The sequence below is a fragment of the Burkholderia sp. Bp8991 genome, assembly GCF_003853795.1.
Lineage (GTDB): Bacteria > Pseudomonadota > Gammaproteobacteria > Burkholderiales > Burkholderiaceae > Burkholderia.
This window is the reverse complement of record NZ_QTQJ01000029.1, coordinates 19,067-45,280: the sequence shown is the minus strand read 5'-3', so window position 1 is coordinate 45,280 and position 26,214 is coordinate 19,067. Positions and strand designations below refer to the sequence as shown.

20 protein-coding genes are annotated in these 26,214 nt (G+C 64.4%); 12 read left to right on the top strand and 8 right to left on the bottom strand.

The window, feature by feature from the left end; genetic code table 11:
- Positions 1 to 57: 57 nt before the first annotated feature.
- From DIE02_RS27155 to DIE02_RS27140, 4 genes are all read right to left on the bottom strand, one after another.
- Positions 58 to 1,617, bottom strand: a complete 1,560-nt coding sequence (locus DIE02_RS27155) for a DHA2 family efflux MFS transporter permease subunit (protein ID WP_124488903.1) — start codon at positions 1,615 to 1,617, stop codon at positions 58 to 60.
- A gap of 27 nt (positions 1,618 to 1,644) precedes the next feature.
- On the bottom strand, positions 1,645 to 2,862 hold the full coding sequence (locus DIE02_RS27150; RefSeq protein WP_044846029.1) for an efflux RND transporter periplasmic adaptor subunit: 1,218 nt from the start codon (positions 2,860 to 2,862) through the stop codon (positions 1,645 to 1,647).
- Between the two features lie 52 nt (positions 2,863 to 2,914).
- A complete protein-coding gene (locus DIE02_RS27145) occupies positions 2,915 to 4,411 on the bottom strand; it encodes an efflux transporter outer membrane subunit (RefSeq protein ID WP_124488904.1) in 1,497 nt (498 codons plus the stop codon).
- 87 nt (positions 4,412 to 4,498) lie between these two features.
- Positions 4,499 to 4,990 (bottom strand): MarR family winged helix-turn-helix transcriptional regulator, encoded by a 492-nt coding sequence (locus tag DIE02_RS27140; protein WP_014897211.1) that lies wholly within the window; start codon positions 4,988 to 4,990, stop codon positions 4,499 to 4,501.
- Positions 4,991 to 5,324: 334 nt separating this feature from the next.
- On the opposite strand from DIE02_RS27140, the gene typA reads away from it, so the two are divergent.
- From typA to DIE02_RS27110, 6 genes are all read left to right on the top strand, one after another.
- Entirely contained in the window at positions 5,325 to 7,151 is a 1,827-nt protein-coding gene (gene typA / locus DIE02_RS27135; RefSeq protein WP_044846027.1) for a translational GTPase TypA, read from the top strand.
- A gap of 316 nt (positions 7,152 to 7,467) precedes the next feature.
- The gene (locus tag DIE02_RS27130) at positions 7,468 to 10,332 is read left to right on the top strand and encodes a 2-oxoglutarate dehydrogenase E1 component (protein ID WP_124488905.1); all 2,865 of its coding nucleotides are present in this window, start codon (positions 7,468 to 7,470) and stop codon (positions 10,330 to 10,332) included.
- Between the two features lie 136 nt (positions 10,333 to 10,468).
- Positions 10,469 to 11,746: a 2-oxoglutarate dehydrogenase complex dihydrolipoyllysine-residue succinyltransferase gene (gene odhB / locus DIE02_RS27125; protein ID WP_044846025.1), complete on the top strand. Its 1,278-nt coding sequence runs from the start codon at positions 10,469 to 10,471 to the stop codon at positions 11,744 to 11,746.
- 81 nt (positions 11,747 to 11,827) lie between these two features.
- The gene (lpdA, locus tag DIE02_RS27120) at positions 11,828 to 13,258 is read left to right on the top strand and encodes a dihydrolipoyl dehydrogenase (RefSeq protein WP_044846024.1); all 1,431 of its coding nucleotides are present in this window, start codon (positions 11,828 to 11,830) and stop codon (positions 13,256 to 13,258) included.
- 98 nt (positions 13,259 to 13,356) lie between these two features.
- Positions 13,357 to 14,454 carry a cell division protein ZapE gene (zapE, locus tag DIE02_RS27115; protein WP_124488906.1) on the top strand — a complete coding sequence of 366 codons (1,098 nt, stop codon included), beginning with the start codon at positions 13,357 to 13,359 and terminating at the stop codon, positions 14,452 to 14,454.
- Positions 14,455 to 14,598: 144 nt separating this feature from the next.
- Positions 14,599 to 15,009 (top strand): transposase, encoded by a 411-nt coding sequence (locus tag DIE02_RS27110; RefSeq protein ID WP_124488907.1) that lies wholly within the window; start codon positions 14,599 to 14,601, stop codon positions 15,007 to 15,009.
- Positions 15,010 to 15,112: 103 nt separating this feature from the next.
- On the opposite strand, the gene DIE02_RS27105 is transcribed toward DIE02_RS27110, so the two are convergent.
- The 4 genes from DIE02_RS27105 to DIE02_RS27090 all read right to left on the bottom strand — a co-directional run bounded on the left by DIE02_RS27105 (position 15,113) and on the right by DIE02_RS27090 (position 20,529).
- Complete coding sequence (locus DIE02_RS27105; RefSeq protein ID WP_124488928.1) at positions 15,113 to 15,574, bottom strand: DUF2147 domain-containing protein; 462 nt, start codon at positions 15,572 to 15,574, stop codon at positions 15,113 to 15,115.
- Positions 15,575 to 15,740: 166 nt separating this feature from the next.
- Entirely contained in the window at positions 15,741 to 17,426 is a 1,686-nt protein-coding gene (locus DIE02_RS27100; RefSeq protein WP_044846020.1) for a ShlB/FhaC/HecB family hemolysin secretion/activation protein, read from the bottom strand.
- A gap of 144 nt (positions 17,427 to 17,570) precedes the next feature.
- On the bottom strand, positions 17,571 to 18,920 hold the full coding sequence (locus DIE02_RS27095; protein ID WP_124488908.1) for a collagen-like triple helix repeat-containing protein: 1,350 nt from the start codon (positions 18,918 to 18,920) through the stop codon (positions 17,571 to 17,573).
- 40 nt (positions 18,921 to 18,960) lie between these two features.
- Complete coding sequence (locus DIE02_RS27090; RefSeq protein WP_124488909.1) at positions 18,961 to 20,529, bottom strand: collagen-like triple helix repeat-containing protein; 1,569 nt, start codon at positions 20,527 to 20,529, stop codon at positions 18,961 to 18,963.
- Positions 20,530 to 21,207: 678 nt separating this feature from the next.
- Here DIE02_RS27090 and DIE02_RS27080 point away from each other — a divergent pair.
- From DIE02_RS27080 to DIE02_RS27055, 6 genes are all read left to right on the top strand, one after another.
- Entirely contained in the window at positions 21,208 to 21,405 is a 198-nt protein-coding gene (locus tag DIE02_RS27080; RefSeq protein WP_124488910.1) for a Flp family type IVb pilin, read from the top strand.
- Between the two features lie 75 nt (positions 21,406 to 21,480).
- Positions 21,481 to 21,978, top strand: coding sequence for a prepilin peptidase (locus tag DIE02_RS27075; RefSeq protein ID WP_124488929.1), 498 nt, complete (start codon positions 21,481 to 21,483; stop codon positions 21,976 to 21,978).
- Positions 21,942 to 22,475: a TadE/TadG family type IV pilus assembly protein gene (locus DIE02_RS27070; RefSeq protein WP_260427340.1), complete on the top strand. Its 534-nt coding sequence runs from the start codon at positions 21,942 to 21,944 to the stop codon at positions 22,473 to 22,475. The genes DIE02_RS27075 and DIE02_RS27070 overlap by 37 nt, the downstream gene beginning before the upstream one ends.
- Before the next feature lie 81 nt (positions 22,476 to 22,556).
- Complete coding sequence (cpaB, locus tag DIE02_RS27065; protein ID WP_124488911.1) at positions 22,557 to 23,486, top strand: Flp pilus assembly protein CpaB; 930 nt, start codon at positions 22,557 to 22,559, stop codon at positions 23,484 to 23,486.
- A 64-nt stretch (positions 23,487 to 23,550) separates the two neighbouring features.
- Positions 23,551 to 24,882 carry a type II and III secretion system protein family protein gene (locus DIE02_RS27060; protein WP_124488912.1) on the top strand — a complete coding sequence of 444 codons (1,332 nt, stop codon included), beginning with the start codon at positions 23,551 to 23,553 and terminating at the stop codon, positions 24,880 to 24,882.
- 60 nt (positions 24,883 to 24,942) lie between these two features.
- Entirely contained in the window at positions 24,943 to 26,214 is a 1,272-nt protein-coding gene (locus DIE02_RS27055; RefSeq protein ID WP_124488913.1) for a fimbrial protein, read from the top strand.

The following is a 26,214-nucleotide window of genomic DNA, read 5'->3' as shown; positions in this document are numbered from 1 at the left end:
AAACCCGGTCGAAATCGACCGGGTTTTTTGTTGGGCGCGCTCGTTCGAGCGCGGTGCTCAGTGTGCAGCCGACGCCGCCGCACCCGCATCGCCGCCGCCCGCGCGCTCCGGCTTCGTGATCCAGATCAGTCCGATCAGCAGCACGAAGATCGCCGCCGAGATGTAGAACAGGTCGTTCACGCCGAGTTGCGCGGCCTGCTGCGTGGCCATGTTGTTGATGAGGCCGTGCGCCTGGTCCTGCGTCAGCCCGAGGCTGCGCATCTGTGTGACGGCCTGGTTGAACGTCGGGTTGTACGGGTTCGCCTGCTCGGCCAACTGCGCGTGATGGAAGTTGTTGCGGTGGTCCCACGCGGTCTGGAAGATCGATGTGCCGATGCCGCCGCACATGATCCGCACGAAGTTCGACAGGCCGGACGCCGCGGGAATGCGGTTGCCGGGCAGGCCGGACAGCGTGATCGACACGAGCGGGATGAAGAAGCCCGCCATCGCGATACCCTGCACGAGCGTCGGCAGCGTCAGCGACCATTCGTCGACGCCCGTCGTGTATCGCGAACGCATCCAGAAGCACAGCGCAAACGTCAGGAACGACGCCGTCGAGATGAAGCGCGGATCGGTACGCGGCAGATACTTCCCGGTGAGTGGCGACAACAGGATCGCGAACAACCCGACCGGCGCCATCACGAGGCCGGCGTCGGTCGCGGTGTAGCCGATTTGCGTCTGCAGCCACAGCGGCAACAATACGAGATTGCCGAAGTACAGGCCGTACCCGATCGACAGTGCGACTGTGCCGCCGGTGAAGTTCCGCATGCGGAACAGCGACAGGTCGACGACCGGGTGCTCGGCGGTCAGCTCCCAGATCACGAAGAACGCGAACGCAATGACAGCGGTCAGCGCGAGCACGATAATGGTCGTCGACGCGAACCAGTCGAGATCCTTGCCCTTGTCGAGCATGATCTGCAGCGAGCCGACCCAGATGACCAGCAGCGCGAGGCCCACGCCGTCGATCGGCGCGCGGCGCACGGCCGACTCCCGATTGCGATAGATCGCCCACGTCGCGGCGGCGGCGGCGATGCCGACCGGGATGTTGACGTAGAAGATCCACGGCCACGAATAGTTGTCCGAGATCCAGCCGCCGAGAATCGGGCCCGCGACGGGCGCGATCAGCGTCGTCATCGCCCATAGTGCGAGCGCCATCGGTGCCTTCGCGCGCGGATAGCTCGACAGCAGGAGCGCTTGCGACAGCGGAATCATCGGGCCCGCGACCGCGCCCTGCAGCACGCGCGAGCCGAGCAGGAACGGCAGGTTCGGCGACAGCCCGCACATCCACGACGAGATGACGAACAGGATGATCGACGCGAGGAACAGGCGGACCTGACCGAAGCGGTCGGTCAGCCAGCCCGTCAGCGGCACCGAGATCGCGTTCGCGACGGCGAACGACGTGATGACCCACGTACCCTGGTCGGACGACACGCCGAGGTCGCCCGAGATGGTCGGGATCGCGACGTTCGCGATGGACGTGTCGAGCACGTTCATGAACACCGCGAGCGATACCGCGATCGTCCCGAGCACGAGTTGCCCGCCCTGCAGCGGCGGGTGGGAGACAGGAGCCTGTGCCATGTCGATAGTTTTCCGGAGTCGGAACCGTTACATCATCTTGGCGGCGGCGTTCGACTTCGCCGCGGCCGGTGCGGGCGCGTTGCCGCCGGCGTTCTCGGCGATGATGCGCGCGATCTCGGCGTCGGCTTCGTCGCCGTACTTCGCGAACACGTTCGTTTCGTAGACCGTGTTCTGCGCGTTGGCGAGCTGGTCGCCGCGCTCGTCCTTGATGTCGACGTCGACCTGCATCGACAGGCCGATGCGCAGCGGATGCTTCTCGAGTTCCTTCGGATCGATCTCGATACGCACCGGCAGGCGCTGCACGACCTTGATCCAGTTGCCCGTCGCGTTCTGCGCCGGCAGCAGCGAGAACGCCGAACCCGTGCCGGCCGAGAAGCCGACGACCTTGCCGTGGTAGACGGCCGACGAGCCGTAGATGTCGGCGGTCAATTCGACCGGCTGGCCGATGCGCATGTGCTTGAGCTGGACTTCCTTGAAGTTCGCGTCGACCCACACCGCGTTCAGCGGCACGACCGACATCAGCGGGTTGCCCGGCGACACGCGCTGGCCGACCTGAACCGAGCGCTTCGCGACATAGCCGGTGACCGGTGCGGGCAACACGTTGCGCGCGTTCGCGAGGTACGCGTCGCGAACCTTCGCTGCCGCGGCCATCACGTTCGGGTGCGACGCGATCGTCGTGTTCGCGGTCAGTGCGCGGTTCGATGCGAGCTGCTGTTGCGCGGCGTCGACCGACGCCTGCGCGGCGCGCACCGCGTCGCGTGCATGGGAGATTTCTTCCTGCGACACGGCGCCCGTCTGTGCGACGGCCATCCGGCGGCGCAGGTCGTCCTGCGCCTTCGACAGGTCGGACTGGCGCAGCGCGACTTGCGCGCGGTACTGGTCGTCGTTGACGAACAGGCCGCGCACCTGGCGCACCGTCTGCGCTAGGTTGGCCTCGGCCTGCTGCAGCGCGACCTGCGAGTCGGCCGGGTCGAGCACGACCAGCGGATCGCCGGCCTTGACCGTCTGCGTATCGTCGGCCTTCACGGCGATCACGGTACCCGTGACCTGCGGCGTGATCTGCACGACGTTGCCGTTCACGTATGCGTCGTCCGTCTCTTCATGGAAGCGCGCGACGAGGAAGTAGTACAGACCGTACGCGATGGCCGCGATCACGATGACCGCGATCAGCAGCGTCATCATCCGTTTGCGCTTCCCGTTGTTCTGCGGCTGTGCGCTGGCGGCGTTTTGTTGAGGGTCGCTCATGGCGATTTTCTCCGTCCGTTATTTCGAGTGTCTGCGTAGTGGTGGCGCCGGATCAGTTGGCGGCCTGTCTTGTCTGCTTGTCGGCGTCGGGCGCGGCGAGCCGCGTGCCGGTCGCGTCGAACCCGCCGCCGAGCGCCTTGATCAACGCGAGCTGCATGTCGCGCCGGCGCATCTTCAGGTTGGTCACCGTCTGTTCCGATGCGAGGCGGTTGGTGTCCGCGGTCAGCACCTGGAGCTGCGGCGACAGGCCCGCCTTGTAGCGGATCACGGCGAGGTCGTACGCCCGCGTCGACGCATCGAGCGCACGCTGCGCGTCATCCATCTGGCGATCGACCGCACGGATCGACGCGACCTGCGTCGCGACGTCGTTCAGCGCGCTGATCAGCGTCTGGTTGTAGTTCGCGACCGACAGGTCGAAGTCCGCGTAGCGGCCCTTGAGCTGCGCGCGCAACGCACCGGCATCGAAGATCGGCAGGTGGATGGCCGGGCCGAACTGCGCCTGGCGGCTCGCGAAATTCAGGAATTTGCCCCAGCCGAACGCATCGAAGCCGAAGCCGGCCGCGAGGTTCACGTCGGGGAAGAATTCGGCCTTCGCTTCCTTCACGTCGTGCATCGCGGCCTCGACCTGCCAGCGCGCGGCGACGATGTCGGGGCGGCGCGACACGAGGTCGGCCGGCAGGTTGCCGGGCAGTGCGACTTCGCCGGTCGGGTTCATCACCGGCGCGGCGATCTGCAGCCCGCGATCCGGCCCCTTGCCGAGCAGTGCGGCGAGCTGGTAGCGCACGGTCGTGATCTGGCCGTCGAGGTCGGACAGCGATGCCTGGGTCGTCGCGATGTTGCCGCGCGCCGTCTGGCGTTCCACGTTGGTGTCGAGACCGGCCGACACGCGGCCGTCGGTGATCCTGCCGACCGTCTGGCGGTTGGCGATCTCGCGCTGCGCGATGTCGCGCAGCGCATACAGCTGGGCGAGCGAGTTGTAGGTGCGGGCCACCGACGACGCGAGCGTGATGCGCGCCTGTTGCATGTCGGCCTCGGCGGCCTTTTCCTGCGACACGGCGGTGTGCAGGCGCTCGCGGTTCTTGCCCCACAGGTCGAGATCCCACGACGCGCTCGCGAGCGCGTTGTTCTCGCTGTACCACTGGCCGCCGTACGGGGGCGGGAACAGCGCGTTCGACGAATACAGCTCGCGTGTCCACGAGTAGCTGGCTTCGGCCTTCGGCATCAGGTTCGAGCGCGACGACTCGATGTACGACGACGCCTTCGCGATGCGCGCCTGTGCCTGCGCGATCGACGGGTTGCCCTGGAGCGCCTCGTCGATCAGCTTCGGCAACTGCGGATCGCCGAACTGGTTGGCCCAGTCAAGCGCCGGCCACTGGCCGCCCTGGGCCGGCAGGCTCTGGGCGGTTTCGAATTGCGATGCGGGTGCGATCTGCTTGTCGCTCTTGATGCCGATGTAGTTTGCGCAGCCCGCCAGCGCCAGCGCGGCAACCGCGGCGGCGACGGCGGCGCGGCACGACCCGGCGCGCACGGACAACGGGGAGGATTTCATCGCGCTGTTCCCTGACTCGGAATGAATGATGGACACTGCAAGGATTTCCTTACATTAATCTGTCAAAAGTAATTGTTATGGCAACTATTACGTGATGCTGCCGCCCGCGGTTTCGCAGTAGTTGCTGAGAATGCGGCGCAGCATGCTCTTCAGGAACCCGACTTCTTCCGGCGTAAATCCGTCCAGCAGCTCGTCGAGCACGCTACGGAACACCGGCGGCAAACGCTCGGCAAGCGCGCGGCCTTCATCGGTCAGCTCAAGGCGTACGACCCGCCGATCCTCGATGCTGCGCACGCGGGACAGCAGGCCGCGTTTCTCGACGCGATCGAGCAGGCGCGTGACCGCGCTCGCGTCGATCCCGTATTCCCGCGCGAGTTCGGCGGCCGTCGAGCACTTTCCGACGGCGATCATGAACAGCATGCTCGCCTGCGTGCCCGTAATGCCGAGCTCTTCCTGCGTGCGCTGCGTGACGAGGTTGGTCATCACCGACTTCACACGCGACATCAGATAACCGACGCTGTCGTTCATCTGATACGAGGACAGCGGTGAAACGGGCGGTTGGGAAGGAGAATCCGACATAAAACCCTGAAGCTGCAATAGTTGACTAGGCAGCAGTATAGGCGCTATTTGCTTGCCGCGGCAAATATTAATCGAACGGCCGGGCGGGCGCTGCGCGGCCCGAAATTCCCTTGCGGGCGTCAGGGTCTTCGTTCGTGGGCAGTGTGTCGGCAGGCGAAATCGCCCTCTGCGAGGTGAGGGCGGGGCGCATCATCTTTCGCGTTGCAACACACGGTCCGGCTCTCGACATTCTCACGTGCTATAATTTGAGGCTTTCCAAGCTGCAACGCGCGCGCACGTGTCCCGGTGACTGACGAGCGTGCGCGTTTGCGCGTTCAACGATTTCCAGGTTTCTATGACCCGCGCCCTTCGCAATATCGCCATCATCGCTCACGTCGACCACGGCAAGACCACGCTCGTCGACCAACTGCTCCGCCAGTCCGGCACCTTCCGCGAGAACCAGCAGATTGCCGAGCGAGTGATGGACTCGAACGACATCGAAAAAGAGCGCGGGATCACGATTCTCGCGAAGAACTGCGCGGTCGAATACGAAGGCACGCACATCAACATCGTCGACACGCCGGGGCACGCGGACTTCGGTGGCGAGGTGGAGCGTGTGCTGTCGATGGTCGACTCGGTGCTGCTGCTCGTCGACGCGGTCGAGGGCCCGATGCCGCAAACGCGCTTCGTCACGAAGAAGGCGCTGGCGCTCGGCCTGAAGCCGATCGTGGTCGTCAACAAGATCGACCGTCCGGGCGCGCGGATCGACTGGGTCATCAACCAGACCTTCGACCTGTTCGACAAGCTCGGCGCGACCGAAGAGCAGCTCGACTTCCCGATCGTCTACGCATCGGGCCTGAACGGCTATGCGTCGCTCGATCCGGCGACCCGCGAAGGCGACATGCGCCCGCTGTTCGAGGCGATCCTCGCGCACGTGCCGGTTCGCCCGGCCGATCCGGAAGCGCCGCTGCAGCTCCAGATCACGTCGCTCGACTACTCGACGTACGTCGGCCGGATCGGCGTCGGCCGCATCACGCGCGGCCGCATCAAGCCGGGCCAGCCGGTCGTGATGCGCTTCGGTCCGGAAGGCGACGTGCTGAACCGCAAGATCAACCAGGTGCTGTCGTTCAAGGGCCTCGAGCGCGTGCAGGTCGAGTCGGCTGAAGCCGGCGACATCGTGCTGATCAACGGTATTGAAGACGTCGGCATCGGCGCGACGATCTGCGCGGTCGACACGCCGGAAGCGCTGCCGATGATCACGGTCGACGAACCGACGCTGACGATGAACTTCCTCGTCAACTCGTCGCCGCTGGCAGGCCGCGAAGGCAAGTTCGTGACGAGCCGCCAGATCCGCGACCGCCTGATGAAGGAACTGAATCACAACGTCGCGCTGCGCGTGAAGGACACGGGCGACGAAACGGTATTCGAAGTGTCGGGCCGCGGCGAACTGCACCTGACGATTCTCGTCGAGAACATGCGCCGTGAAGGGTATGAGCTGGCCGTGTCGCGTCCGCGCGTCGTGATGCAGGAAATCGACGGTGTGCGCCACGAGCCGTACGAGCTGCTGACGGTCGACGTCGAAGACGAACACCAGGGCGGCGTGATGGAAGAGCTCGGTCGCCGCAAGGGCGAAATGCTCGACATGGCATCGGACGGCCGCGGCCGCACGCGCCTGGAATACAAGATCTCGGCACGTGGCCTGATCGGCTTCCAGAGCGAATTCCTGACGCTCACGCGCGGCACGGGCCTGATGAGCCACATCTTCGACTCGTACGCACCGGTCAAGGACGGCTCGGTCTTCGAGCGCCGCAACGGCGTGCTGATCTCGCAGGATGACGGCGCCGCGGTCGCCTACGCACTGTGGAAGCTGCAGGATCGCGGCCGCATGTTCGTGAAGCCGGGCGATGCGCTGTATGAGGGCATGATCATCGGCATCCACAGCCGCGACAACGACCTCGTCGTGAACCCGATCAAGGGCAAGCAGCTGACCAACGTGCGCGCGTCGGGCACCGACGAAGCCGTGCGCCTCGTGCCGCCGGTCCAGATGTCGCTCGAATACGCGGTCGAATTCATCGACGACGACGAACTCGTGGAAGTGACGCCGCAGTCGATCCGCCTGCGCAAGCGCTTCCTGAAGGAGCACGAGCGTCGCCGCGCGAGCCGCGAAGGCGCGGTCGACTAAGTTCGATCGTTCCCTTGCGTGATGAAAAAGGCTGTCTTCGGGCGGCCTTTTTTGCATCTGCGCGATGCGCAATCGGGCGGGCTGCAAAACACTGTTCCCGCGGGTCGTGGCAATCCGGCAAAACCCCGTCGCGCGGTGCTTTCGGGCACATTTCGTCGTGAACTTCGGTAACGGTTCTGTGATATGCTGCGCGCACGCAAGTTTTAGGTCCTTCCAAGCAAGACTTGATTCGCAATCCGCTAAACGGTCAGGCCGTGTCGCGGAAGGTTGAGTAACCCGCTATTTCTCGAGAAGCTCGAAGAAAGGTGAGCGTAAAATGTCAGATGTAATGAAGCAGTTTCAGCTGAACTCCTATCTGTTCGGCGGCAATGCTTCGTACGTTGAAGAACTGTACGATGCATACCTCAACAATCCGGCATCGGTGCCGGAGAACTGGCGAGAGTATTTCGACGCGCTGCAGAACGTGCCTGCAACCGACGGCTCGAATGCCAATGACGTCGCTCATTTTCCGATCGTCGAATCGTTCGCCGAGCGCGCGAAGGCCAATGCCTTCATCCCGCGCGAAAGCACCAGCAATCTGGCGACCGCGCGCAAGCAGGTCCACGTCCAGTCCCTCATCAGCGCATATCGCTTCCTCGGCTCGCAATGGGCCAATCTGGATCCGCTGAAGCGTCGCGAACGTCCCGCCATTCCCGAACTCGAACCCGCGTTCTACGACTTCTCCGAAGGCGACCTCGACCAGACGTACAGCGCAAGCAACCTGTATTTCGGCTTCGACCAGGCTTCGCTGCGCGACATCGTCAAGGGCCTGCGTGACACGTATTGCGGCACGATCGGCGCCGAATACATGTACATCAGCGATCCGGAGCAGAAGCGCTGGTGGCAGGAGCGCCTGGAATCGACCCGCGCGACGCCGTCCTTCTCGGTCGACAAGAAGAAGCACATCCTGAATCGCCTGACGGCAGCGGAAGGCCTCGAGCGCTATCTGCACACCAAGTACGTCGGCCAGAAGCGCTTCTCGCTCGAAGGCGGCGAAAGCTTCATCGCGGCGATGGACGAAGTCGTCCAGCACGCGGGCAAGCGCGGCGTGCAGGAAATCATCATCGGCATGGCCCACCGCGGCCGTCTGAACGTGCTGGTCAACACGCTGGGCAAGATGCCGGCCGACCTGTTCGCCGAATTCGAAGGCAAGCACGTCGACGACCTGCCGGCCGGTGACGTGAAGTACCACAAGGGCTTCTCGTCGGACGTGTCGACCGAAGGCGGTCCGGTCCACCTGTCGCTCGCGTTCAACCCGTCGCACCTCGAAATCGTGAACCCGGTGGTCGAAGGTTCCGCGAAGGCGCGGATGGACCGTCGCGGCGACGAAGACGGCCTGCAAGTGCTGCCGGTGCAGATCCACGGCGACGCGGCCTTCGCCGGCCAGGGCGTCGTGATGGAAACGCTGAACCTCGCGCAGACGCGCGGTTACGGCACGCACGGCACGCTGCACATCGTCATCAACAACCAGATCGGCTTCACGACGTCGGACCCGCGCGATGCGCGCTCGACGCTGTACTGTACCGACGTGGTCAAGATGATCGAAGCGCCGGTGCTGCACGTGAACGGTGACGATCCGGAAGCCGTCGTGCTCGCGATCCAGATCGCGATCGACTACCGGATGCAGTTCCACAAGGATGTCGTGATCGACATCGTCTGCTTCCGCAAGCTGGGCCACAACGAGCAGGACACGCCGGCGGTCACGCAGCCGCTGATGTACAAGAAGATCGCGCAGCACCCGGGCACCCGTGCGCTGTATGCCGAGAAGCTCGTGCAGCAGGGCGTGATCACCGCGGAAGACGCCGACAACTACGTGAAGGCGTACCGCAAGGCGATGGACGACGGCCACCACACCGTCGATCCGGTCCTGTCGAACTACAAGAGCAAGTACGCGGTCGACTGGGTTCCGTTCCTGAACCGCAAGTGGACGGACGCAGCCGATACGGCCGTGCCGCTCGCCGAACTGAAGCGCCTGGGCGAACGCATCACGACGGTCCCGGAAAACTTCAAGGTTCACCCGCTCGTCGAGCGCGTGATCAACGACCGCCGCAACATGGCGCGCGGCGACCAGCCGCTCGACTGGGGCATGGGCGAACATCTCGCGTTCGCGTCGCTCGTCGCATCGGGCTACTCGGTGCGCCTGACGGGCCAGGACTCGGGCCGCGGCACGTTCACGCACCGTCACGCGGTGCTGCACGACCAGAACCGCGAGCGCTGGAACGACGGCACGTACGTGCCGCTGCAGAACATCGCCGACGGTCAGGCGAAGTTCACGGTGATCGACTCGGTGCTGTCCGAAGAAGCTGTGCTGGGCTTCGAATACGGTTACTCGACCGCCGAGCCGAACACGCTCGTGCTGTGGGAAGCGCAGTTCGGCGACTTCGTCAACGGCGCGCAGGTCGTGATCGACCAGTTCATCTCGTCGGGCGAAGTGAAGTGGGGCCGCGTGTCGGGTCTCACGATGCTGCTGCCGCACGGCTACGAAGGCCAGGGTCCGGAACACTCGTCGACGCGTATCGAGCGTTTCCTGCAACTGTGTGCCGATCACAACATGCAGGTCGTCCAGCCGACGACGCCGGCGCAGATCTTCCACCTGCTGCGTCGCCAGATGATCCGCCTGTTCCGCAAGCCGCTGATCGTCGCCACGCCGAAGTCGCTGCTGCGCCACAAGGAAGCGGTGTCGGACCTGTCGGAACTCGCGAAGGGTTCGTTCCAGCCGGTGCTGGGCGAAACCGACGGCGGCATCGACGCGAAGAAGGTCAAGCGCGTGCTGGCTTGCTCGGGCCGCGTGTACTACGACCTCGTCGCGCATCGCCGCGAAGCGAAGGCGAACGACGTCGCGATCATCCGTATCGAGCAGCTGTATCCGTTCGCGCACAAGCAGTTCGAAGCCGAAATGAAGAAGTACGAGAACGCGACTGAAGTGGTCTGGGTGCAGGACGAGCCGCAGAACCAGGGTCCCTGGTTCTACGTCGAGCACCACCTGAAGGAAGGCATGAAGGAAGGGCAGAAGCTGGCGTACAGCGGCCGTCCGGCTTCGGCCTCGCCGGCGGTTGGCTACTACGCGAAGCACTACGAGCAGCAGAAGGCCCTCATCGAAGGTGCATTCGGCCGCCTGAAGAGCGCATCGATCGCGAAATAACCGACGTCAAGCGAAACGGGAAGGCGCACTGCGCTTTCCCGTCTCTTTTGGCCTGCCGGGCGCGTCGCGCGCCGCACCGGCCGAAGGAATCGCACGAACCTCGTCATACCCCAGATTAAGCATCCAGGAAAATCACATGGCTATCGTAGAAGTCAAAGTCCCCCAGCTTTCGGAGTCGGTTTCGGAAGCCACCATGCTGCAGTGGAAGAAGAAGCCGGGCGAAGCAGTCGCGCAGGACGAAATCCTGATCGAACTCGAGACCGACAAGGTCGTGCTCGAAGTGCCGGCACCGGCCGCGGGCGTGCTCGCGCAAGTGCTGCAGAACGACGGTGACACCGTGGTCGCCGACCAGATCATCGCGACGATCGACACCGAAGCGAAGGCAGGTGCTGCCGAAGCAGCGGCAGGCGCCGCCGAAGTGAAGCCGGCGGCAGCCCCTGCTGCAGCCGCACCGGCAGCACAGCCGGCCGTCGCGACCGCGTCGAGCTCGGCCGCCGCATCGCCGGCCGCAGCGAAGCTGCTGGCCGAGAAGGGCCTGTCGGCAGGCGACGTCGCAGGTTCGGGCCGTGACGGCCGTGTCACGAAGGGCGACGCGCTGGCCGCAGGCAGCGCACCGAAAGCTGCTCCGGCCGCCGCACCGGCGAAGGCCGCTGCTGCGAAGCCGGCGCTGCCGGAAGTGAAGGTGCCGGCATCGGCAGCGACGTGGCTGAACGATCGTCCGGAACAGCGCGTGCCGATGTCGCGCCTGCGTGCGCGTATCGCCGAGCGTCTGCTCGAGTCGCAGCAGACCAACGCGATCCTGACGACGTTCAACGAAGTGAACATGGCTCCGGTCATGGAACTGCGCAACAAGTACAAGGACAAGTTCGAGAAGGAACATGGCGTGAAGCTCGGCTTCATGTCGTTCTTCGTGAAGGCGGCCGTGCACGCGCTGAAGAAGTTCCCGCTGGTGAACGCGTCGATCGACGGTAACGACATCGTCTACCACGGCTACTTCGACATCGGTATCGCGGTCGGTTCGCCGCGCGGCCTGGTCGTGCCGATCCTGCGCAACGCCGATCAGCTGAGCCTCGCCGAGATCGAGAAGAAGATCGCCGAATTCGGCCAGAAGGCGAAGGACGGCAAGCTGTCGATCGAGGAAATGACGGGCGGTACGTTCTCGATCTCGAACGGCGGCGTGTTCGGGTCGATGCTGTCGACCCCGATCATCAACCCGCCGCAATCGGCCATCCTCGGCGTGCACGCGACGAAGGAGCGCCCGGTTGTCGAAAACGGCCAGATCGTGATCCGTCCGATCAACTACCTGGCCCTGTCGTACGACCACCGCATCATCGACGGCCGCGAAGCAGTCCTGTCGCTCGTCGCGATGAAGGATGCGCTGGAAGATCCGGCACGCCTGCTGCTCGACCTGTAAGCCGAGTCTCACTGCATTGACCCGCCCCGCACGCTCGCGCACTTGCGCGAGCGTGCGGGCGTACAAGTAGAAAGGATTGTCATGTCCAAGGAATTTGACGTCGTCGTGATCGGCGCCGGCCCCGGCGGCTACATCGCCGCGATTCGCGCCGCGCAGCTCGGCAAGACCGTTGCCTGTATCGAGAAGTGGAAGAACCCGGCCGGCGCGCTGAAGCTCGGCGGTACCTGCCTGAACGTCGGCTGCATCCCGTCGAAGGCGCTGCTCGCCTCGTCGGAAGAGTTCGAGAACACGTCGCATCACCTGGCCGACCACGGCATCACGGTCGACGGCGTGAAGATCGACGTCGCGAAGATGCTCGGCCGCAAGGATGCGATCGTCGAGAAAATGACGAGCGGGATCGAGTTCCTGTTCAAGAAGAACAAGATCACCTGGCTGAAGGGCCATGGCAAGTTCACCGGCAAGACCGATGCCGGCGTGCAGATCGAAGTGAGCGGCGAGGGTGAAACCGAAGTCGTCACCGCGAAGAACGTGATCATCGCGACGGGCTCGAAGGCGCGTCACCTGCCGGGTATCCCGGTCGACAACAAGATCGTGTCGGACAACGAAGGTGCGCTGACGTTCGACTCGGTGCCGAAGAAGCTCGCCGTGATCGGCGCAGGCGTGATCGGCCTCGAGCTCGGCTCGGTGTGGCGTCGCCTGGGTGCCGAAGTGACGGTGCTCGAAGCGCTGCCGGCATTCCTCGGTGCAGCCGACGAAGCGCTCGCGAAGGAAGCGGCCAAGCTGTTCAAGAAGCAGGGCCTCGACATCCATCTCGGCGTGAAGATCGGCGAAGTGAAGACGACCGCCGACGGCGTGTCGATCGCTTACACGGACAAGGACGGCAACGCGCAGACGCTCGACGCCGACCGCCTGATCGTGTCGGTCGGCCGCGTGCCGAACACCGACAACCTCGGCCTCGAGGCAATCGGCCTGAAGGCGAACGAGCGTGGCTTCATCGACGTGGACGACCACTGCCGTACCGCGGTGCCGAACGTCTACGCGATCGGCGACGTGGTGCGCGGCCCGATGCTCGCGCACAAGGCGGAAGACGAAGGCGTGCTGGTCGCGGAAGTGATCGACGGCCAGAAGCCGCACATCGACTACAACTGCATTCCGTGGGTGATCTACACGTACCCGGAAATCGCATGGGTCGGCAAGACGGAACAGCAGCTGAAGGCCGAAGGCCGCGAGATCAAGTCGGGCAAGTTCCCGTTCTCGATCAACGGCCGCGCGCTCGGCATGAACGCGCCGGACGGTTTCGTGAAGATGATCGCGGACGCGAAGACCGACGAACTGCTCGGCGTGCACGTGATCGCCGCGAACGCGTCGGACCTGATCGCGGAAGCCGTGGTGGCGATGGAGTTCAAGGCGGCGTCGGAAGACATCGCCCGCATCTGCCATCCGCACCCGTCGATGTCGGAAGTGATGCGCGAAGCGGCGCTCGCCGTCGACAAGCGCTCGCTGAACAGCTGAGCGCGGTATAGCGCCGGCCGGCCATTGGCCGGTGCAGCCGTCTCATGACGAAGGCGGGCGGGGTTTCCCGCTCGCCTTCGTTCTTTCCGGTTTGCCCGATGAACGTCACCGAATACTACACGCGCGAACTGACCACGCGCGGCTATCAGTCCGATCCCGCCCAGCGCGCGGCCGTCGATCGCCTGCAGCGCTGTTTCGACGAGTGGGTCGAGTACAAGGCGCGTCGCTCGAACGCGTTCAAGAAGCTCATCAATCATCCGGACCTCCCGCGCGGCGTCTACATGTGGGGCGGCGTCGGCCGCGGCAAGAGCTTCCTGATGGACAGCTTCTATGCGGTGGTGCCCGTGCAGCGCAAGACGCGCCTGCATTTCCACGAATTCATGCGTGAAGTCCACCGCGAACTCGAGGAGCTGAAAGGGCAGGCCGATCCGCTCGACGAACTCGCGCGGCGCATCGCGAAGCGCTACCGGCTGATCTGTTTCGACGAATTCCACGTGTCGGACATCGCGGACGCGATGATCCTGTACCGGCTGCTCGATCGCCTCTTCAACAACGGCGTGCAGTTCGTGATGACGTCCAACTACGATCCCGACGATCTGTATCCCGATGGCCTGCATCGCGACCGCATGCTGCCGGCGATCGCGCTGATCAAGCAAAAGCTCGACGTGTTGAACGTCGACGCGGGCGTCGACTATCGTCAGCGCACGCTGGCGCAGGTGCAGATGTACCACACGCCGCTCGGCGCGGACGCCGATCGCGAACTGCGTCATGCGTTCGCGAAGCTCGCCGCGGTGCCGGACGAAAGCCCGCTCCTGCATATCGAGAAGCGCGAGTTGAAGGCGCTGCGCAAGGCCGACGGGGTCGTCTGGTTCGACTTCGCGACGCTGTGCGGCGGCCCGCGTTCACAGAACGACTATCTCGAGCTTGCCAGCCGCTTCCATGCGATCGTGCTGTCGGAAGTGCCGCAGATGTCGCCGCGGATGGCGTCCGAGGCGCGACGCTTCACCTGGCTCATCGACGTGCTGTACGACCACAAGGTCAAGCTGCTGATGTCCGCGGCGGTGCCGGCGGAGCAGTTGTACGTCGAAGGGCCGATGGCGAACGAGTTCACGCGCACGGTGTCGCGGATCGTCGAGATGCAGTCGAAGGAATACCTCGAAACGCCGCGTCGTATCGTCGATACTTCGCTGACCTGATCGCGGTTGCCGGCGAGCGGCGGGCTTCAAAGGTCAATTCCGGTCAAATTCCCGCAATCTCCGGGTATTTTCGGACTTGTCTTATGTTCACGGTCGAGGTCAGCCGATATCGTTGTGTCATGGTTCCCAAGGCTGGAGATATCCATGACACCGTACCGCGATCTGACCGACCATGAGTGGCGCTGCGTCGCGCCGTTTTTTCCCGAAATGCAGCCGCGCACCGAGTTGCGCGGCCGACCATTGGCCAACACACGCGCCGTCCTGAACGGCGTGCTGTGGGTCATTTATAGCGGCGCGACCTGGTCCGCGATGCCGCGTCGTTACCCTTCGTACCAAACCTGCCACCGCCGTTTCAAGGTCTGGCACGAGACCGGCACGCTGCGGCAGGTGATGCATGCGTTATATGGCGACGCAGGCGCGGATCTGTGCGACCAGCTGGCCACGCGGATGCGCAAGCACGCGCAATCGAAGGCGGCAGCTGTGCGCAGTGCCGTGGCGCCGGTCTATCGCGCACCGCGCAGCTACACGGCGGATGCGCTGAAGCGCGCAGCGTGATGTCGATCGGTTTCATGCACGTCGGCGTCAAAACAAAATCGGCCTGACGACGTCGTCGCAGGCCGATTTTTTTATCGCGTCGAGCGTGTCGACGCGCGTTGCGTCATTGTGCGCGAACCCAGGTCTGTGACCGGCCGAGCAGCGATACGCCGATATAGCCGCGCACGACGAGCTTCTGGCCGCCGTCTTCGAGCGACATCTTGCACTTGTAGACCTTGCCGTTCTCCGGGTCGAGAATGTTGCCGCCGTCCCAGTGATCGCCGTCCTTCTTCATCGCCTTGATGATCGTCATGCCCTTGATGAGCTGATCTTTGCGCTCGTCCGTGCATGCGGTGCAGCGGCGATCGGGCGTGTCATTGGCGCCGAGGCCCTTGACGACTTTGCCCGACAGCGAGCCTTCGCCGTCGTCGGCGATCTGTACGAGCGCCTTCGGCTGATGCGTGTTGTCGTCGATCGTTTGCCACATGCCGACGGGGCTGTCGGCCTGGGCGAAGGTTGGGGCGGCGCAAGCGAGCAGGGCGCTTGCGACGGCCAGCGCGCGCAACGGGCGGGTCAGTTGAATCATCGTCTTCCTCCTTGTTTCATGTCGTGTTCGATGTGCCCGCACGACCGTCTGCATGGGGCGGTGGCATGTTGCGAGCTTTGCCAGAATACGTGAAACCGCACGCTGCGTTTGATAGAGGGGGTTCTAATCCAAACGGCCCGCGAGACGCAGGCTGTTTGGTGACCGATCAGTTGAGCTGATACGAGAACGCGGCATTCACGCGCGGGCTGCGCGATGCGCTTTCAACCGGTGCATCGCCGACCGGCTTCGCGATGTTCAGGTCGAGACTGTAGTAGCGGCTGTCGGTAAACCGCACGCCGATACCGACCGACGACAGGCGGCTCGGCGACGGCGTGCCGGTATGCAGATACACGCGCGCCATGTCGTACGCGATGTACGGCGTGATCGATTTCATGTACGTCCAGCCCGGCGTGAACCCGCGGTTGACCTCCAGCGACATTCCCCAGCCCGAATCGCCCGACGTTTCGCCGGGTTGGTAGCCGAGGGCATAGCGTGTCGAACCGAACGAGATCTGCTCCGACGTCGGCAGCGAGTCGGGGCTGTACTGGCCGGTCAGCGAGACCGACGTGCCGATCTTGAACGGCCATTCGTTGGTCTGCGTGAAGGTCGCGCCGGTGCGCACGAACGTCAGCGAGATCGGGCTGTCCACCGACGTCGTGTTCGAGCCGATCGTGATGTCCTGCGATTTCGACGCGCCGAGAATGTTGAAGCCCTTCGCGACGTTCACGCTCAGCTTCTGTACCTGCTTGGCCGATACGCTCGTATAGTCGAGCTGCATCTGCAGCACGCGGACCTGCGAGCGTGTATCGATGCTGTTGCCGCTGATCTTGTTCTGGTAGCGGTCTTCGTTGTGCGACGCATAGCCCGACACGGTGCCGAGCAGGCTGCGCTGGTTGTTCAGCAGCAACGGATAGGATGCCGAAAGACCGAGCTTCTCGTTCTTGACGGTGCGCTCGACGGTCGACGGCAGGCCCGGGTTGTCGGTCGGCTTGCCGCGATACGTGCTGGCGTCGAGGCGCGTGACCAGGCCGCTGCTGCCGACCGGCACGGCACCGCTGAATGCGACGTAGGTCTGCTTGTCGCGTCCGGGTGGCACCAGCGCGGAAATGCTCAATTGCTCGCCGAACGACGTGAGGCCGTTCTCCGTTGCGGTGATGAGCCCCTGCACGCCCGGGTGATTGAAATCGATGCCGGTGCTGATGTTGAATGCCTTGCGGTCGACGGCCAGTTCGAGCGTCGTTGCGCCGTCGGTCGTCTGCGGCGGCGGCACATTGGCCTTCACCGACACGCCGGGCAGGAGACCGAACGTGTTCACGTAGCGTTCGAACGTCGCGCGGCGCAGCGGGCGATCGGCCGTGATGTGCGCGGCGATCGCGCGGATCTTCGATTCCATCGCGCCGGGCTTGCCGGTCACCTTGACGTCCGACACATAGCCTTCGACGACCGTGACGCGCACGACGCCGTTCTCGAACGTCTGCGCGGGAATGAACGCGAACGACAGCGCATAGCCGCGATCCTGGTACAGCTTGGTCACGCCGTTGGCGGTTTCGATCAGCTCGCCGATCGTGATGTCCTTGCCGACGAGGGGCGTGAAGCGACGCGAGATCTCGTCGAACGGCACCGACTTCACGCCTTCGACCTGGAACGTCGTCGGCGTCAGGTGCCGTGACAGCAATTCCTGCAGTTGCGGTGCCTGCGGCGCGACCTGCACGGTGACGCTCGGGCCTTTCTGCGGTGCGTTGATCTGGGGGAGGGAATCGAGCGGGTTACCAGCCGCGCGCGTTTGTGCATGTGCCGTGCCTGCTGCCGCGATAGCGAGCAGCATCATCCATCTGTCGAGTCTGGATTTCATTGTTCTTCCTCGTAGGCCTTGCTTTTCATCTTCTTTCTAATGCGGGCGCGCGACACCAGGGTGTCGCGCGCCGCGTGCCGCATTGCCGGTTGTATTGGTACGGCCGCGCCTCCTGCTCCGGCTGCAAAGGCGCGATCGTCCTCCTTACTTGCCGACGCTACCCAGCGTGCCCAGCAGCCCCGTGACCGGTGCCAGCAGACCCGTCGAACTGCCCGACGATGCCGCACCCGTCACGCTGCCGACCAGCGACGTGACTGGTGCGAGCGGGCTCGACGAACCCCCGGTTCCCGCTGCACCGCCGACTGTTCCGGTGACAGTATTCAGCAAACCGGTGACGGGCGCGAGAGGGTTTGCCCCGCCTGCACCACCCGTTGCGCCGCCCAGCGTGCCCGTGACCGTCGACACGAGGCCCGTGACGGGCGCGAGCGGATTGCTGCCCGAGCTGCCCGTTGCGCCGCCGACCGCACCCGTGAGCGAACCGAGCGGCGTCGAGCCGAGGCCGGACAGCAGGCCGCCGAGCGGGTTCGTCGAGCCGGAACCCGACGACGTGCCGTTCTGGACCGTAGCCGTCGAGCCGCCGACGAGGCTGGTGAGCAGGCCGGGGATCGGTGCCGCGCCGTTCGGACCGTTCGGGTTCACGAGGCCGCCCGCGTTGGTCACGGTGTTGCCGACCGCGGTGACGAGCTGGCCGACGTCGCCGACGAGCGGCTGGTTAGACGTGCTTGCGACCTTCGTGCCCGCCGAGCTGATTGCACCGCCGACCTGACCGAGCAGGCCCGACACGGGCTGCCCGAGGCCGGTGGTCGTGCCGACCTGTTGCGTGACCTGGCCTGCGGTGATCACCAGCGGCGTGATCGCCGAGCTGAGCGGTTGCGTAACCTGCTGCACGGCACCCGACGACAGCGTCGAACCGATCGTCGTGCCGGCTGCCGACAGGCCGTTGGCAACCGTGTCGAGCACGGTTCCGACCGGCGTCGTGACAGGGGCGAGCGGCGCGAGCGGACCCGTGCCGAGCGCCTTGACCGTCGAACTCAGTCCGGACACGGTGTTGCTCGTCGCGCCCACGACGTTCCCGAGGCCGGCGACCGTCGTGCCGACGGGATCCTTGATCGAGCCGGTCTGTCCCAGCCCGTTGCTCAACGCATCGGCAGCCGCGTTGATGATCGTGCCGGTGCTCGAGACGGTGCTGCCGACACCCTTCGTCACGCCGTCGCCGAGGCCGGGCACGCTGATGTTGCCGACCGTGCTGCCGAGGTCGGTTGCCGTCTGGCCTATCGTGCTGACAGCGCCCTTGGTGCCGGTGGACGAGCCGCTGGTGCCGCTCGTACCACTGGTGCCGCTCGTGCCGCTGCTGCTGCCGGCATTGCTGCTCGTCGGCGGCGTGCTGACGCTGTTGCCGCCGCAGGCGGCCAGCAGGCACGCTGCGGCGAAAGCGGTGAGGGGCGCGCGCCATTGGCGCAGGGCGGCCGTCGTGATGGAACGTTGCTGGGACATGATGGACTCCTCGCTGTCTTGTCGATGAATGGATGTTCGATTACTTGCCGTGCGTGCCGCCGAGCAGGCCGCCGAGCAGCGACGTGACAGGCGCGAGCGGGTTCGAGCCCGAGCCCGAATTCGTGACGGCGCCCGTCACGGGAGCGAGCGGGTTGCTGCCGCCCGCGCCGCCCGTTGCGCCGCCGAGCGCGCCGGTAACCGTGGAGACGAGGCCGGTGACCGGAGCGAGCGGACCGCCGCTCGTGCCACCCGTTGCGCCGCCGAGCGCGCCGGTGACGGTGGAGACGAGGCCGGTGACCGGAGCGAGCGGGCCACCGCTCGTGCCGCCGGCTGCGCCACCGAGTGCGCCGGTGACGGTGGAGACGAGGCCGGTGACCGGAGCGAGTGGACCGCCGCTCGTGCCACCCGTTGCGCCGCCGAGTGCGCCGGTGACGGTGGAGACGAGGCCGGTGACCGGAGCGAGCGGGCCGCCGCTCGTACCGCCCGTTGCGCCGCCGAGCGTGCCGGTGACGGTCGTGAGCAGGCCCGTGAGCGGCGCGAGCGGGTTGGTCGCGCCGCCGGTGGCGCCCGTGAGCAGGCCGCCGACGGCCTTCACGGTATTGCCGGTCGACGAAACAGTGCTGCCGAGGCCGGTCGTGACGGGATTGCCGCCCGTCGACGCAATCACCGCGCCGGCCTGGTTCAGGCCGTTGCCGATCGTGCCGAGCAGCGTGTTGACCGGGGCGCCGAGGCCGGTGGCCGTCCCGATCGTCTGCGTCGTCTGACCGACCATCGTCGTGATCGGCGTGATCGCCGAGCTGACCGTCTGCGTGACCTGCTGGATCGGGCCGGTCGACAGCACGTTGGACAGCGTGGTGCCGCCGTTCGAAACCGCGTTGCCGACCTGCGTCACGAGGCCGCCGACGGCGCCGGTGACGGGAGCGAGTGGCGACAACGGGCCGCTGCCGAGGCTCGTGACCAGGTTGCCGGTCTGCGTGACTGCGCCGCCGAGCTGGTTCACCACGCCGCCGGTGCTGGCGACCGTGACGCCGACCGGGTCTTTCGTTGCGCCGAGCTGGCCGAGGCCGTTGCCGAGGCCATTGCCGAGTGCAGTGACCGCGCCGCCGACGTTCTGGATGATGCCGCCCGCCGCCTGCGTCGTGGCCGGGTTGACGCCGGGCAACGACTGGCTTGCGACGACGCCGCCGAGGTTTGACACGGTGCCACCGAGATTGGTGACGAGATTGCTGCCGCTTGCGAGGACCTGACCCACTGCGTTCGACGACACACCGGAGGTGCCGCTCGTTCCGCTGGACGTTCCGCTCGTCGTGCCGCTCGTCGTGCCGCTGGTGCTGCCGCTCGTCGAGCCGCTCGTGCTGCCACTGGTCGAGCCACTGGTCGAGCCACTGGTGCCGCCCGACGTGCTGCCGCTCGTCGAACCGGACGTGCCGCCCGAGGTGCCGCCGCCCGACGTCGAGACGGAGTCGCCACCGCCCGAGCTGGAGCCGCCGCTGAGCCCCTTGCTGATGGAACCGGAGCCGCCGCACGCGGAGAGGGAAAGCATGGCTGCCACGGTGGCCGCGATCATAGTCGTCCGGAGCGTGCCATGAGGGATAACCTTAATGTCCATTTCGTCCTCGCATTGAAGCTGATGTTGTGTTGAGTGATGCGGGGATTACTCTGCAACTGTCGTGCCATTTCGATGGCCGACGGTTCGACGATTGGTTTTAAACGGGGCAATTCCTTGTCGGAAAAGGGATTTAGGCAAACTGAAAGATTGTTGAATCTGTTTAAGAACGGTCGAATGAGAACGGTTTCGGCCGTTTCGTAACGTAACGTCACAACATTGGCGTTACGCGTGCGGCGTAACGTGGGCGGGCGTGCAGGCCTGGCGGGAGCTCCGGCTGTTTTACTGGTGGATTAGGTGTGCACATCTAACCTATCGTAAGTCCTATGTGTAAGTCGTACCGAAACGCCGTACAAATACGCTGTGCTTACGGAAAATTTTCGATCGCGATCGCTAAAAGGGGTTGGAAATCAGGTGCGATCGGAGATAAGATTAAGGCTAGATGTAAGCAAATGTACAGATCGGTACACGACGTTCGAGGAGGATTCCTATTGCGAATGTTAACTTGCATCAAATTGTGATACATGCCCCTCGGGGCGAACTATAAAGAAAGCGCACCCGGTTGTCGTTGTCGTTGTTGTAGTCGTGATGACGAACGACGCGGGGCAAGCGGCCAGATATGCGGGGACGTACGACGTATAAAAGGCCAAAAAACGTATATACAGGCACGAGGAAACAAAAATGAAAGCACTCATCAAGCGCTTCCTGACGGAAGAGAGCGGGGTTACTGCGATCGAGTACGGTCTGATCGCGGGATTGATTTCTGTCGTCATCCTGGCGAGCGTTACATCGATCGGGACGGGTCTCGAAGGCATGTTCCATAAGATCGCGCTTTGCGTATCGCCAGCTTCGGGTGCTACTGCCCAGTGTTCACCATAAGCATCCCGCCAAGGCGGTGAGCGACGAGGTTGTTGACTCGCTCACCGCTTTCTTGCACTTGTATCGATGATCGATATGAAGTCCTTGTTTTTTGCGGGCGCGTTCGTGGCTTGGGCGGCACTTGTTGCGATCAGTGATATTCGTTTTCGGCGTATTCGAAATTCGCTAGCTGTCGCGGGTTTGGTTGGCGCGTTGTTATGTGCGCTTGCAAACGAAAATCCATTCGGTGTTTCGCTCGTTCAGGCACTCATCGGGGCCTTGTGTGGCTTGATTTGCCTTTTCCCTTTTTTTGCATTGCGATTAATGGGTGCGGCAGATGTCAAGATATTTGCCGTGATGGGCGCATGGTGCGGCACGCAGGCGTTGTTGTGGATCTGGATTGCGGCCAGTATCGCTGCGTGCGTGCATGCGCTTGGCATGATGTTTATATCCCGAATGTCGGTCGGTGAATTGTTTAGCCATGGTATGCCGACGATGGTAGTCGGTAATCGTCGCGCAACGCCTTATGCCGCATTTCTCGTGATGCCGGCGGTTGGATGGCTTGGATACCTTATGGTGCAGAGGGCAATATGAGGGCTCGCCGCTTGCGGTTGTGCGGATTGGAGCGTCAACGAGGAGCGGCAGCAATCGAGGTTGCCCTTACTTTTCCGCTGTTCTTCCTGATTTTCTACGCGATCGTCACATTCGGGCTGATTTTCGTCATTCAGCAGAGCCTGACGTTTGCTGCATCCGAAGGCGCGCGTGCGGTATTGAATTACACGCTGACTCCGTGTGACCGGTTAAAAGTGAACGCGGGAACGGCCGTGACGCAGGCGCTGAACGGTTCGCCGTGGGGGGGGGATGTTCAGTTCTCCGCGCAGGTTTCAACATCGACACCGTCCACAACCTCAGCAACGGGCGTGACTTGCGACGCATATGTATTCGTGCCTACGGCAACATCGACGTTCAATGTAATGGTAACGGTGACATATTCATACGCGACGAAGCCGTTGATCCCTTGGCTGTTTATATTTGCCCCGCCGCAATTGCAGGGCAGTGCAACGGTACAAGTCACCCCAAGCATGCTTTGATGCAGCGAGTCTGCTCCATTTGAATCAGTCGGCTCGCTGAATTTGCGCTCCAGAATCTGCTTCCAGCATTCCAATACCAACATGGCCAATAACCTGACAAAAATCATCGCGGGGCTGCTGATTGCGATTGCTGTTCTGCTGGGAATCTACGCATGGATGCTCGGACGTAGCGCACCGCATGTCGTTCCGGCACAGCAGGCCGTTGCGGCCAACCCTGTGCCGGTCGTGGTTGCCACGCGCACGCTGCCCGTCGGTCAACCGATTGCTGCCGACGGGTTGAAGGTCCAGCCGACCGCACCCGCACCAACAGGCGCGTTTTCCGATCCGACCGCATTGGTCGGTCGCGTTCCGGCGAGAGATATCCCGGCATCGGCTCCGGTCGTCTCGGACGCACTGGTTTCAGGGCTGGCCGAGGACGTTCAACCGGGGGAGCGCGCGATTGCGGTTCGTGTCGACGAGACCAATGCGGTCGGCAACAGATTGCGGCCCGGCAATTTCGTCGACGTGTTCCTGAATTTGAAGCGCGAAGGCAATTCGATGCTCGACGGCGAAGTCTCGCAGACGCAGGCGCGATTGCTGATGTCGAAGGTGCGCGTGCTGTCGTTCGGCGACGCGACGCCGGAGCGCGACAGCGGCAGCAACACGAACGGCAATAACGGTCAGCCGAGCAACACGCGCATCGCGGTGCTCGCGGTGCCGACGGCGCAGGTCGATGCACTCACGCTCGGCGAGGCGAGCGGTCGCCTGACGCTTGCACTGCGCAATCCGCGCGACGACGAGCTTGCGATGCAGACGGTGGCGGTACGCACGGACAACAAGCTGTCGCCGTCGGCGCTTGCTGCGGCTGGCGTATCGCTGCAACAACTGTCCGGTACGTCGAGGACCGCGGTGGCCAACGTGAACGTGCCGCCACTGCCGTCGCGCCTGCCGCCCGCCACGCGGCCCGGCGGCGGGGGCGGGGGCAGCATCGAGGTGATCCGCGGCGGCCGGGCGGAAACGGTTGCGTATTGAACAACATCGATGGCCATCGATATCAGCGACGACAAGTAAAGGCCGTGCGACGGTCCAACAAACAATGAAAAATAAACTGATTGCATTCGCGATTGCGCTCTGGACCCTGACCTTCGCCTCCATTGCAAGCGCGAGCGGCACGATCGAACTCGCGGTCGGCACGCAGCGGCAGATTTCCGCTGGCCACGCATTGCAGCGGGTTGCCGTCGGCGATCCGGCGATCGCCGACGTGCTGATCATGAAGGGCAGTCGTTCCGGTTCGGTGCTGCTGACTGCGAAAGCGCCGGGTACAACGAACGTGATGTTATGGGAGCGCGGTCACGACGAGCCGACGGTGTGGAGCGTCGAAGTCGTCGATGCTGCTGCGCAAGCGGTGCTCGACGGTTCGACGCCGCAGGTGAAGGCATACGGCGGGACGTCGGTGCTGCGAGGAACGTCGGCATCGCTCGATGCGCACGAACGTGCCGTGGCGGTCGCCAAGAACATGAGCCCGAAAGGCACGGTGATCGATCGTTCGACGCTGGCCGGCAAGAATGTCGTGCAGGTCGACGTGCGAGTGGTGGAATTCAGCCGCTCGGTGCTCAAGCAGGTCGGCTTCAACTTCTTCAAGCAGAGCAACGGCTTTTCGTTCGGCTCGTTTTCGCCGGGCGGCGTGCAGTCGTATAACGGCGCGTCGGGCCCGGGTACGGCCGGGTATATTCCGACGCTCGGCGCACCGGTTGCGTCTGCATTCAACCTGGTCGTGAATGCAGCAGGCCGCGGCATCTTCGCCGACCTGTCGTTGCTCGAAGCGAACAATCTGGCGCGCGTGCTCGCGGAGCCGACGCTCGTCGCGCTGTCCGGCCAGAGCGCCAGCTTCCTCGCCGGCGGCGAAATCCCGGTGCCGTCGCCGCAGGGACTTGGCTCGACCGCGATCCAGTGGAAACAATACGGTGTGGGGCTGTCGCTGACTCCGACGGTGCTGAGCCCGAGCCGGATCGCGCTGAAGGTCGCGCCGGAATCGAGCCAGCTCGATTTCGTGAACAGCGTGACGATCAGCGGTGTCGCCGTGCCGGGCATCACGACGCGTCGCGCCGACACGACGGTCGAACTCGGCGATGGCGAGAGTTTCGTGATCGGCGGCCTGATCGATCGCCAGACGATGTCGAACGTGAGCAAGGTGCCGCTGCTCGGCGACCTGCCGATCATCGGCACGTTCTTCAAGAACCTGAACTACCAGCAGAACGACAAGGAATTGCTGATCATCGTGACACCGCATCTCGTCGCACCGATTGCGAAGGGGGCGGTGCTGCCTGCGACGCCCGGCGAATTGTCCGAGCAGCGCGACGGGCCGGTATGGCGATCCTACCTGGGCGGTGCGGCATCGCCGGATGCGGCACCGGGGTTTTCGAAATGAATCTGAGGCATTGCGCGTCGTGGCACATTGCTACGCCTTGCGTAATCGGGGGTGTTCGACATGAATGCACGAACCCAATCGTTGTGTGAACCCGCCGTGACCGACTACTTCGTTTGCGCATCGACAAAGGAAGCGCATGTGCGCTGGCTGGCCGATACGCTGGTGTCGGCCGGTGCGGTCGAGGCCGCGTCGCTGGAGCCGGGCGTGCTTGCGCAGCGCATCACGGGGCTCAATCCGGCGCTCGTGTTCATCGATTTCTCCGAACGCAGCGAAGCGGCGAGCGTCGCTGCGGCCACGGTACGCGCGGCACATCCGGGGTTGCCGATCGTCGCACTTGGCTCGCTCACCCAGCCGGAGAGCACGCTTGCCGCACTGCGCGCGGGCGTGCGCGATTTCATCGACGTGTCGGCATCGGCCGAGGACGCACTGCGGACGACGCGTGGATTGCTATCCCACGTCGGCGAGCCGACGAGCCGTCACGGCAAGGTCGTCACGTTGCTCGGCGCGCGCGCGGGCATGGGGGTCAGCACGCTCGCAGCGAATCTCGCGGTCTGGCTTCAGAAGCGGGCACTCGGGCCGGGTGCGGCGGGCACGGACGGCGGTGCGCCGGCCGGCCGCCAGACCGCGCTGATCGACCTGGGGTTGCCGGCCGGCGACGGCGCGCTGTTTCTGAACACGCGTTGCGAATTTCATTTCATCGATGCGGTGCAGAACCTGCGCCGCATCGACCGCACGTTCGTGAACACCGCACTCACGAGGCATCAGAGCGGTGTCGCGCTGACGACGCTGCCGCCGGACCTCGGCGCGTTGCGCGATGTGTCCTATGCGTCATGCATCGGTTTGCTGAACCGCCTTCGCGCGTTCTTCGACCAGCAGGTCGTCGATCTCGGCGGGTTCTCGAATCGCGAGTTCGTCACGCAGATCGCCGCGTCGGCCGACGAGGCGTGGCTGGTCTGCGATCAAGGCGTCGCATCGATCGTTTCGGCCGTCGACCTGATCACCGGGTTGCGCGATGGGGGCGTCGATACGGATCGCGTCAAGCTCGTGGTCAACCAGTACGATCCCGCGCTGGGCCTGATGCCCGGACAGATCGCCGAGCGTCTCGGGTTGTCGCTGGTCGGCAGCTTGCCCGCGCGCCGCGTCGCGATCGGCCATGCGGCGAACCAGGGGCGGCTCATCGTCGATGCGGCAGAGCGTGATCCTTACGTGCGCGCACTCGAATCCCTCGCCGCGCGGTTGCCCGGCGTATCGGGCATGGCGGGCGCGTCGCGCGCGGCGCCCGGCCTGTCCGCGCTCAAACGTTTCATTCAACCTTCGTCCAAGCGGTCGTAA